The sequence below is a fragment of the Acidocella sp. genome, from assembly GCF_028687955.1.
GTDB lineage: Bacteria > Pseudomonadota > Alphaproteobacteria > Acetobacterales > Acetobacteraceae > Acidocella.
In genome coordinates this window covers 1-1,563 of sequence record NZ_JAQTZC010000010.1, presented here as the reverse complement: position 1 = coordinate 1,563, position 1,563 = coordinate 1, and the positions used below count along the sequence as shown (strand labels likewise).

The 1,563-nt window shown below is 59.9% G+C and carries 3 protein-coding genes; 1 reads left to right on the top strand and 2 read right to left on the bottom strand.

Annotation, left to right across the window (positions count from 1 at the left end):
• The first annotated feature begins 8 nt into the window (after positions 1-8).
• Positions 9-122: a DUF2501 domain-containing protein gene (locus PHE40_RS10950; RefSeq protein WP_366523570.1), complete on the top strand. Its 114-nt coding sequence runs from the start codon at positions 9-11 to the stop codon at positions 120-122.
• Between the two features lie 160 nt (positions 123-282).
• On the opposite strand, the gene PHE40_RS02325 is transcribed toward PHE40_RS10950, so the two are convergent.
• Together PHE40_RS02325 and PHE40_RS02320 are read right to left on the bottom strand one after the other, a co-directional pair.
• The gene (locus tag PHE40_RS02325) at positions 283-624 is read right to left on the bottom strand and encodes a hypothetical protein (RefSeq protein ID WP_299957439.1); all 342 of its coding nucleotides are present in this window, start codon (positions 622-624) and stop codon (positions 283-285) included.
• Between the two features lie 95 nt (positions 625-719).
• Positions 720-1,364 (bottom strand): helix-turn-helix transcriptional regulator, encoded by a 645-nt coding sequence (locus tag PHE40_RS02320; RefSeq protein ID WP_299957436.1) that lies wholly within the window; start codon positions 1,362-1,364, stop codon positions 720-722.
• Positions 1,365-1,563 lie beyond the last annotated feature (199 nt).

Sequence of the window (1,563 nt, the reverse complement as noted above, 5' to 3'; positions counted from 1 at the left end):
GCAGCGGTATCCTGGATACGGGCAATGGCAACACGATGTCCCTGGGCGGCAGCGGGCTGAAAGCGCAGTTGACACAAAAAATCTGCGATCAGGTTTTGCAGCATGCGCAATCAATGCTCTGATACCAACGGTCATAAATGATGGCCGGTGGTATGCGTTTTTTGCGCGTGGCCGCTGCGCGGTGCAGCGGACTTCAGGGGCAGGACACGCGCGCTTTGTTTTCAGTGGCCTGCTCGTCCCTTACGTCCGCTGCGCGGTGCAGCGGACTTCAGGGGCAGGACACTAGCTCGTTGGCGCCTGCGACAGGACATACTGGCAATCGGCCAGGGTCGGGTAGAACGTGAAATTCAGAAAACGGTCGCCGTTTGAATCGATAATGTGCATCACGATGATGGACGCGCCGGTTGCGTCCTTCACCTCGGTCGAGGTCACCCTTTCGCCAATTGCCTCGTAAGCATCGCGTGTACCATCCGGTGTCGCCAGCTGCGTTATACCGTCAGCCGGGGCAACCTGCGCCATGTTCAGGCACTGCGTGTTCGTGGCATTTACCTCATACCAGTCCGCCGCGCGCGCCGGCGCGGCAGCGGTCAGCAACAAGCATGTCATTAGGGGATAACGGAGCATTCTTACCGCCTTTTTTCAACCACCAGGCCCTTCACCAGCCATTGGCTCAAACAACTAACCGTATTTTTCTATTTTTGGAATGAAAACCTGAGCCGCTATTGGCTGGCCCAGATGATCCGGTGCATCCACAGAATTTCCTGCGCTGCGAAACGCAGATCCGGGTAGGCGCTGTTCAGGCTTGTCAGCTCTATCCGGCTGGCGGTGCGGCGGGAGAGCAATTTCGCCATCACCGCCCCCCGGGCCGTGCGGGCCACCACACGGTCTCCCACGCGCACTGGGGCGGCGGGGGAGACGATGATGGAATCGCCCTCGCGGTAGACCGGCTCCATCGAATCACCGGAGATGGAAAGCGCATAGGCATTGGCATCAGCCGTGCCCGGCAGTTCCACCTCATCCCACCCGGCGCCCGCCGGGTAGCCGCCATCGTCGAAAAACCCTTCCGTGCCGGCCTGGGCGATGCCGATGAGCGGAATTTTGTTACGCCCCTTTGGCCGCGCCTCGGGCATCGCGCGCGCGCCCATCACCAGCGCGGTGAAATCCTCCAGCTTGGCGCCTGTCGCCAGGAATACCTTCGCCAGACTCTCGGTGGAAGGCCAGCGGCCCCGGCCATCGCCGGTGCGGCGCTTGGAGAGGTTGAAGCTCGTCGGGTCCAGCCCAGCCTTGCGCGCGAGGCCGGAGGGCGAAAGCCCGTGCTCCGCCGCCATCGTGTCAATCGCGCGCCAGATATCCTCGTGCCGCATCCTGAAGTTGCCAATGTTGTAATTTCAGAAACTTATACATGTTTTTGTGAAAACTAAAGGCGGAATAGGAATTCTAGCAGCCTGTCGGAGTGGGATTTTCCGCAGTTTTTTGTTTCCGGTCTGAATTTTGTTTGCCTGAGGGTCTTTCGTGTGGTTCCGGGGGGCAAAGCCGGGTTTTGAAGTCTGGTGGGTGATCCGG